At 67.5% G+C, this 8,408-nt stretch carries 7 protein-coding genes and 1 tRNA gene; 5 read left to right on the top strand and 3 right to left on the bottom strand.

The genetic code is table 11. From position 1 onward, the window contains the following. The first annotated feature begins 16 nt into the window (after window positions 1-16). Window positions 17-829: a TrmH family RNA methyltransferase gene (locus VGE49_RS10440; RefSeq protein ID WP_331034492.1), complete on the top strand. Its 813-nt coding sequence runs from the start codon at window positions 17-19 to the stop codon at window positions 827-829. A gap of 2 nt (window positions 830-831) precedes the next feature. Here the strand turns inward: VGE49_RS10440 and VGE49_RS10435 are convergent, their stop codons facing one another. Continuing rightward, window positions 832-2,121: an MFS transporter gene (locus VGE49_RS10435; RefSeq protein ID WP_331034491.1), complete on the bottom strand. Its 1,290-nt coding sequence runs from the start codon at window positions 2,119-2,121 to the stop codon at window positions 832-834. Between the two features lie 63 nt (window positions 2,122-2,184). Beyond that, window positions 2,185-4,620 carry an ATP-dependent helicase HrpB gene (hrpB, locus tag VGE49_RS10430; RefSeq protein ID WP_331034490.1) on the bottom strand — a complete coding sequence of 812 codons (2,436 nt, stop codon included), beginning with the start codon at window positions 4,618-4,620 and terminating at the stop codon, window positions 2,185-2,187. Between the two features lie 155 nt (window positions 4,621-4,775). On the opposite strand from hrpB, the gene VGE49_RS10425 reads away from it, so the two are divergent. Together VGE49_RS10425 and VGE49_RS10420 are read left to right on the top strand one after the other, a co-directional pair. After that, complete coding sequence (locus VGE49_RS10425; RefSeq protein ID WP_331034489.1) at window positions 4,776-6,434, top strand: amino acid permease; 1,659 nt, start codon at window positions 4,776-4,778, stop codon at window positions 6,432-6,434. A gap of 122 nt (window positions 6,435-6,556) precedes the next feature. After that, a tRNA-Leu gene (locus VGE49_RS10420) sits at window positions 6,557-6,641 on the top strand. 7 nt (window positions 6,642-6,648) lie between these two features. Here VGE49_RS10420 and VGE49_RS10415 read toward each other — a convergent pair. Next, on the bottom strand, window positions 6,649-7,473 hold the full coding sequence (locus VGE49_RS10415) for an NAD(P)H-hydrate dehydratase (RefSeq protein WP_331034488.1): 825 nt from the start codon (window positions 7,471-7,473) through the stop codon (window positions 6,649-6,651). A gap of 120 nt (window positions 7,474-7,593) precedes the next feature. On the opposite strand from VGE49_RS10415, the gene VGE49_RS10410 reads away from it, so the two are divergent. Next, the gene (locus tag VGE49_RS10410) at window positions 7,594-7,932 is read left to right on the top strand and encodes a P-II family nitrogen regulator (protein WP_331034487.1); all 339 of its coding nucleotides are present in this window, start codon (window positions 7,594-7,596) and stop codon (window positions 7,930-7,932) included. Between the two features lie 74 nt (window positions 7,933-8,006). Continuing rightward, the coding region (locus VGE49_RS10405) for a glutamine synthetase beta-grasp domain-containing protein (protein WP_331034486.1) at window positions 8,007-8,408 on the top strand (402 nt) is incomplete at its 3' end.

Genomic DNA, 8,408 nt, shown 5'->3' with positions numbered 1-8,408 from the left:
CGCTGGAGCGCCTGACATGGTCGAGCGCGTCATCACCTCCCTGACCAACGACACCATCAAGTCGGTCCGCGCCCTGCACATGCGCAAGGAACGCGACCTGACCGGCCGCTTCCTGGCCGAGGGTCTGAAATTCATCGGCGAGGCCCTGGATCAGGGCCGCGCCCCGGTCATGCTGCTGGTCGGCGACGAGGCCCGCCCTCATCCCCTGCTGGGTCGCGCCAAGGCCGAGACGATCAAGGCCGGCGGCCAGATCATCGTCGTCACCCACGCCATCCTCGAAAAGATCAGCCGTCGCGACAATCCGCAGACGGTGCTGGGCGTGTTCGAGCAGGTCTATACCCCGCTGGACGCCATCCAGCCCGACGCCAAACCCTGCTGGGTGGCGCTGGAGCAGGTGCGCGATCCGGGCAATCTCGGCACCATCATACGCACGGCGGATTCCGCAGGCTGCGGCGGCGTAATCCTGATCGGCGACTGCGTTGATCCCTTCTCGGTCGAGGCCGTGCGCGCCACCATGGGCTCGGTCTTCGCCGTCACCATCAGCAAGGCGACGCGCGAGGAATTCCTGGCCTGGCGCGCCAAATGGCCGGGCAGCGTCATCGGCACCCGCCTGGACGCCAAACACGGCTATCGCGACAGCCCTGTGCGGCACCCCGCCCTGATCATGATGGGCAACGAACAGGCTGGCTTGACCGACGAACTGGCCGCCGCCTGCGACCTGAACGTCAAGATCCCCATGCGCGGCCGGGCCGACAGCCTGAACCTGGCCATCGCCACCGGCATCATGGTCTATGCCGTGACCGACGCGGCCTGCGGCACGGACATCTAGGCCTAAACCTCGCCGTCGGTCTTGATCCGGTTCATGCCCAGCAGGGCCAGGATGGTCAGGACGGCGGCGACCGCCAGATAGGCTCCGACGGCCTTCAGCCCGTAGCGCCCCGCCAGCCAGGTCGCCGCGAAGGGCGCCAGCGACGCGCCCAAAATCCCCGCCAGATTGAAGGTCATCGACGCGCCTGTATAGCGCACCGCCGTCGGGAAGGGCCGCGCCAAGGCCGCGCCCAACGGCCCGTAAGTGCAGCCCATCAGGCTGAAGCCGATGATGAAGAAGACCACCACCCCGAAAAGCCCGCCGCTCCCGAACAACGGGGCCAACGCCACTCCGAACATAGCGATGGCGATGGACGTGGTCAGCAGGGTCCGCCCCTGCCCCCAGCGATCCGCCGCCAGCGCCGACAGCGGGATGAACAGTCCGAAGAAGCAGACCCCCAGCAACTGGATCGGCAGGAACTGCTCGCGGCTATAGCCCATTGCCGTCGTGCCCCAGCCCAGGGCGAAGACGGTCATCAGGTAGAAGAGGACAAAGGTGGCCAGCCCGGCCAGCGTCCCGGTCAGCAGGGCGAACTTGTGCCGCGCTAGCAGGGTCAGGATCGGCGTCTCGACGCGCTCGGCCTTGTCGATCGCGGTCTTGAATTCCGGCGTCTCGGTGATGCGCAACCGCACCCACAGGCCGACGAAGACCAGCAGCGAACTGGCGATGAAGGGAATGCGCCAGCCCCAGTTCAGGAACTGCTCGTTCGGCAGGGTCGCCGTCAGGATGATGAAGCTCAGGGTCGACAGAATGAAGCCGATCGGCGCGCCCAACTGCGGGAACATGCCGTACCAGGCCTTCTTGCCCGGCGGCGCGTTCTCGGTCGCCAGCAGCACCGCCCCGCCCCACTCGCCGCCCAGACCCAGCCCCTGGCCGAACCGGCACAGGGCCAGCAGCAGGGGCGCGATCACGCCGACGGAGTGCCAGGTCGGCAGCAGACCGATGGCCACCGTCGAGAGCCCCATGGTCATCAGGGCCGCCACCAGGGTGGCCTTGCGCCCCACCTTGTCGCCGAAATGGCCGAAGACGACCGCCCCGACCGGCCGCGCGAAGAAGGCGATGGAGAAGGTGGCGAAGGACGACAGCATGGCCGTCGTCGCGTCCTCGCCGGGAAAGAAGAGGGCCGGAAACACCAGCACCGCCGCCGTGGCGTAGATGTAGAAGTCAAAGAACTCGATCGTGGTGCCGATCAGGCTGGCGAACAGAATTCTCCGTTTGGAGGCGACAGGCGGTGAAATAGCAGCGTTGGCCACACGAAATCCTTGCGTTGATGCACGGTCCTTGCGGTGCGCCGCCAACCTCCGTCAAGCGGAGCCTCAGGTTCCCCGCGGCTTGACCCGGTTGGTAGGCGCGGCGTTGGCCGGGTCTTCCGGCCAGGGATGGCGAGGATAACGGCCCCGCATCTCGCTGCGCACAGCCGCCCACGACCCGGCCCAGAAGCCCGGCAAGTCCTTCGTCACCTGCACCGGCCTTCGGGCGGGCGACAGCAGGGACAGGGTCAGGGGCACGCGCCCGCCGCCGACCATCGGATGGGTCTTCACCCCGAACAACTCCTGCACCCGAATCTCGACGCGCGGCCCGCCCTCGGCGGCGTAGTCGATGGCGGCGCTGCCTAGCGATGTAATCAGGCGCGGCGGCGCCAACTCGTCCAGCCTGCGCTGCAAGTCCCAGGGGATCAGGCCGCGAAGGGCCTCGGCCAGCTTGCCGTCGCCGATGTCGCCCAGAGACCGCGCCCCGTCCAGCAACGGCCACAGCCAGTCCTCGCGCAGGGCCAGCAGCCCCTCGTCCGACACATCCGGCCAGGTCACATCCAAGCCGTGCAGGAAGGCCAGCCGCGCCCGCAGCACCCCTGCCTGCTCGCCCCAGTTCAGCGCCGACAGCCCCCCCGCCTCGATCTCTGATTTCAGCGCAGCCGTCATGGTGGCCGGATCCGGCGCGCCCACGACCTTCTCGTCCAGCACCAGGGCGCCGATGCGGCGGATGCGGCGGATCACCGGCTTGCCCGAAGGCTCGCGCGCCAGCCGATCCTCGACCTCGATCCGGTGCGCCAGGTCAGCCTCCAGCGTCGTGGCGTCCAGCGCCGCCGCCAGCCGGATGCGGTCGCGCGCCTCGCCGCCGCCCAGTTCGGCCACCGCCAGCCAGGGCTCGCGCGCCATATGTTCCGTCGGATCGAGGAAGGCCCCGCGCCCCGAGGCCAGCAGCACCTCGCCCGGCTTGCCGCGCGCCCGCGCGATCCGCTCGGGGAAGGCCTCGGCCAGCAGCAGGCCCGCGTCCACCTCGCCGCCGTCACCGCCCCCCGCCGCCCGCGCCCAGCGCTCGGCCAGCTTCATCGCGTCGCGCGCCCTTGGCGAACGGTCCCGCTCCAGCCCCTTCAACCGGTCGTGCAGATCGACGGCGTTCCCGCCCAGCCCCGGCTCGCTGAGCACCGCCGCGATCTTTGCCCCACCCAAGGCGTCGTCCTGATCCGAGGCGACCGCCACCATGTGCGCCAGTCGCGGCGGCAGGGGGATACGGGTCAACCGCCGCCCGTGCGCCGTCAGGTCGCCCTTGGCGTCCAGCGCGCCCAGCCGGGTCAGCACCTTCCGCGCCTCGGCCAGCGTCCCAGCGGGCGGCGGGTCCAGCAGGGCCAGTCCCTCGACCGACTTGGCCCCCCAGCGCGCCAGGTCCAGCGCGAAGGCGGTCAGGTCGGCTTCCTGAATTTCCGGGCGCTGATGCGGGACCAGGCCACGCGTCTGTTCCTCGTCCCACAGGCGGTAGCAGACGCCCGGCTCGATGCGACCGGCGCGGCCTCGCCTCTGCTCCGCCGAAGACCGGCTGACCTTGACCGTCGCCAGCCGGGTCAGGCCGCTGGACGGCTCAAACCGGGGCACGCGCGACAGGCCGCCGTCGATCACCACCCGCACGCCCTTGATGGTCAGGCTGGTTTCCGCCACCGAGGTCGCCAGCACCACCTTGCGCCGTCCAGGCGGGGCCGGTTCGATGGCCCGGTCCTGCTCGCCCTTGTCCAGCGCGCCGTACAGGGCGACCACGTCGACGGCCGGATCGCGCAGCCGTTCATTCAGGCGCTGCACCGTCCGGTGAATCTCGCCCTGCCCCGGCAGGAAGACCAGCACCGAACCCGTCTGCTCGCCCAACGCCTGAATGACCGCGCGCGCTGCGGCGTCCTCGAATCGCTCGGCGGCGTTGCGGCCCAGATAGAGGGTCTCGACCGGGAACATCCGCCCCTGGGCCTCGATGACGGGCGCGTCGTCCAGGAGTTTGGACGCTCCAACGATGTCGAGCGTGGCCGACATGACCAGCAGCCGCAGGTCCTCGCGCAGCACCGATTGGCTCTCTCGAGCCAGGGCCAGGCCCAGGTCGGCGTCCAGACTGCGTTCGTGGAACTCGTCGAACAGCACCGCGCCGACGCCGTCCAGCGCCGGATCGTCGAGAATCATCCGGGTGAAGACGCCCTCGGTGATGACCTCGATCCGTGTCTCGGGGCCGATCCGGCTTTGCAGCCGCGTGCGATAGCCGACAATTCCGCCCGCCTTCTGACCCAGGCTTGCCGCCATGCGGTCCGCCGCCGCACGCGCCGCCAGCCTGCGCGGCTCCAGCACCAGCACCTTTTGGTCGCCCAGCCAGGCCTGATCCAGCAGGGCCAAAGGCACGACCGTGGTCTTGCCCGCCCCTGGCGGGGCGGCCAGCACGACCGCGTTGGTCGCGCTCAGCGCCGCCATCAGCGGCTCCAGTACGGCGTGAATCGGCAACATCACATGCGCTCTAGCCGCAACGCCCCGGTTCACGAAAGCGTCGTCTGCGCTTCATCCAACCGAAACCGCGTTGCGCGCGGCCCTCTGGATGGTTAGCGTCCGCTCCCAAGAAGACGACCCGGGAGGGGTCGTTGCGTAATTGGGGGCGCGACTTCATGTCCGCAGACGGCGTTAAGCCAGCCGGCAACCGGCTATTCCTTAAAAAGTCCATTGCTCAGATCCAGAAAGAAGCCGCCAAGAGCGAGCTGAAACGGACCTTGGGCCCGATGAACCTGATGAGCCTGGGGATTGGAGCCATCATCGGCGCCGGTATCTTCGTGCTGACGGGTCAGGTCGCCTCGGCTCACGCCGGTCCGGCCATCATGTTCTCCTTCGTCATCGCCGGCATCGCCTGCGGTCTAGCGGGCCTCTGCTACGCGGAACTGGCCTCGACCATGCCGGTTTCGGGCTCGGCCTACACCTACGCCTACGGCACCCTGGGCGAGGTCTTCGCCTGGATCATGGGCTGGCTGCTGGTGCTGGAATACGGCGTCGCGGCCTCGACCGTGGCGGTCGGCTGGTCCGGTTACGTCGTGTCGATCCTGAATGACTTCGGCCTGAGCGCCAGTCTGTTCCCGACAATAAGTTTCGCCGGCGGTGAAGGACCCCAGTGGGCGACCCCGCTGATCCAGTATGTCGCCAGCGGTCCGGATGCGGGCTTCCCGATGACCGGCACCTTCAACCTGGTCGCCGCCATCGGCATCGCCGCCGTCTGCGGCCTGCTGGTGCTTGGCGTGTCGGAATCGGCGAACATCAACAACGCCATCGTCGTCATCAAGATCATCGTCCTGCTGACCTTCATCACGGTCGGCATCCAGTACATCAACCCGGCCAACTGGCAGCCCTTCATCCCGGCTCAAGGCGCGACCTGGGACCAGTTCGGCGTCGGCGGCATCTTCCGCGGCGCGTCGATCATCTTCTTCGCCTACGTCGGTTTCGAGGCCGTTTCGACTGCAGCAGCCGAAGCTAAGAACCCGTCCAAGGACGTACCGGTCGGCATCCTGGGCGCCCTGTTCGTCTGCACCCTGATCTACATGGCCGTGGCCGCCGTCATGACCGGCGTGGTTCCCTATCTGGAACTGGCCTCGCCGGCTCCGATCGCCGTCGCCATCGACCGCATGGGTCTGGAATGGGCCAATGTGCCGCTGGCCGTCGCGCCGAACGGCCAAATGAACCTGATCGCCTTCCTGATCAAGATCGGCGCCGTCACGGGCCTGTCCTCGGTCATGCTGGTGCTCTGCTACGGCCAGACGCGCATCTTCTACACCATGGCCCGCGACGGCCTGCTGCCGAAGGTGTTCGCCACCATCCACCCGAAGTTCCGCACCCCCTGGATCGGCACCATCCTGCTGGGCATCGTGATCGCGATCGCGGCCTCCTTCCTGCCGATCTCGATCCTGGGCGACCTGGTGTCGCTGGGCACGGCGACGGCCTTCGCCATCGTCTGCCTGTCGGTCATCGTCCTGCGCATCAAGCACCCCGAGATGGAGCGTCCGTTCAAGGTCCCGGGCGGCATCGTCACCGCGGTCCTGGGCATCCTGGCCTGCCTGGCGCTGGCCTCGTTCAACTTCGTCCCGATGGTTCAGCACGCCCTGAACGACAACCCGCTGCCCCTGACCATCCTGGGCATCTATGCGGTCGTCGGCGCCCTGATCTACGGCCTCTACGGCTTCGCTCACTCGAAGCTGGCCAAGGGCATCGACATCACCGAGGACACCACGCTGGAAACGGCCGTGGAAGCCCTCGGCCACGGCGTCGACAACAAGAAGGACTGATCCCCGGATCAGTCTCCAAGACAGAAAAGGCCCCGGAGAAATCCGGGGCCTTTTTTTCGTGCTCGACGGCGATGACGATTGCCCAATCCCACGGCCTCGCCTACAGGCATCGACCTACCTATGCGGATGTGGCGGAACTGGTAGACGCACCAGATTTAGGTTCTGGCGCCGAGAGGCGTGGAGGTTCGAGTCCTCTCATCCGCACCACAGGTCGTCAGCCGCGATACAGGCTGGCCAGCACCGTCGGAATCAGATCCGGCAAATCCTCAGAGATCAGTCCTGGCCCGAACCGCCGCCCGGCGTCCGAGTGCATCCAGACCGCTGCGCAGGCCGCGTCGAAGCTGTCCATATGCTGAGCCAGCAGCCCGCCGATCATCCCCGCCAAAACGTCGCCGCTGCCCGCCGTCGCCAGCCAGGGCGAGCCGTTGCCGTTGACGACGCAGCGTCCGTCTGGCGTAGCGATGACGGTGGCGGCGCCTTTCAGCACCACGATACATCCCCCCTGCTCAGCGGCCTCCACAGCCGCCTTCTCGCGCCCCTCGGACAGCAGGCCAGGGAAGAGCCGCTCGAACTCGCCCTCATGCGGGGTCAGGACGTCGTCACGGTCCAGGCAGGCGAACAGGTCGCCGGGCCGGTCTCGGAACAGGGTCAGGGCGTCGGCGTCGACGACCAGTGCCGCCCCGGTTCGCGCCAGCGCCGCCACATTGGCCCCCGTCGCCTCGGTGAGGCCGGCAGCGGGCCCGATCACCACGGCGTCCATCGGTTGGGCCAGCGTCGCCAACTGCTCGGCTGTGGCGAAGCTGGCCAGCATCACCGCCTCCAGCGTCGGCGCCAGAACAGGCGCCGCGTCGGGCGGGCAAAAGACCTTCACCAGCCCCGCGCCGATCCTCAGGCCCGCCCGCGCCGCCAGCCGCGCAGCGCCCGTCGATGACGCGCCGCCGGACACCACGCCGAGGCGGCCTCGGGCGTGCTTGTGCGCCTCCGCGCCGGGCCAGGGCAGCCGGCCTTGCCATGCCATGGGGTCATTGATCGGGTTCATGATCGAATTCCGTTCACGGATCGCCTCTGCGCTCGAAAATTGCTTGCCTTATTGTGCAATGCAATGTCCCTTTACCCCCCGAGCGTCGGACCAACCAAGGGAGCCGGCTCGGGACTCGCCATGAAGAAGATTGAAGCCGTCATCAAGCCGTTCAAGCTGGATGAAGTGAAGGATGCGCTCCAGGATATCGGGGTGCAGGGCATGACCGTGCTGGAGGCCAAGGGATATGGCCGTCAGAAAGGCCATTCCGAGCTTTATCGTGGCGCCGAGTACGTCATCGACTTCCTGCCCAAGATCAAGATCGAGGTGGTTGTCGCCGACGATCTGGCTCCAGCCGTGATCGACGCCATCCAGACCTCGGCCCGCACCGGCAAGATCGGCGACGGCAAGATCTTCGTCTCCACCCTGGAAGACGTGATCCGCATCCGCACCGGCGAAACCGGCGCTCAGGCCATCTGACACCCACCACGGCCGCCCCTTCCGGGCGGCCGCTTTTCGTTCCTTCTCCTCCCCGAACCCACAGGACTTCGAGCATGAGCGCCGCCCAAAAGATCCTTCAAGAGATCAAGGACAAAGACGTCCAGTACGTCGATATCCGTTTTACCGATACGCGCGGCCGCCTGCAGCACGTGACCTTCGACATCGGCATGGTCGATGAAGAGTTCCTTGAAGAAGGCACCATGTTCGACGGCTCGTCGATCGCCGGCTGGAAGGCCATCAACGAGTCCGACATGCTGCTGAAGCCGGACCTGACGCGCGCCTATATCGACCCCTTCTATCAGCAGACGACCCTGTTCCTGTTCTGCGACGTCCTCAGCCCCGACACGGGCGAGCCCTACAACCGCGACAGCCGCTCGATGGCCAAGAAGGCCCTGGCCTATGTCCAGTCCTCGGGCGTGGGCGACGTGGTCTATTTCGGCCCGGAAGCCGAGTTC

Source organism: Brevundimonas sp. (assembly GCF_036405315.1).
Lineage (GTDB): Bacteria > Pseudomonadota > Alphaproteobacteria > Caulobacterales > Caulobacteraceae > Brevundimonas.
Note: the sequence above shows the minus strand (reverse complement) of the source record. Positions and strands in the feature narration are given on the sequence as shown.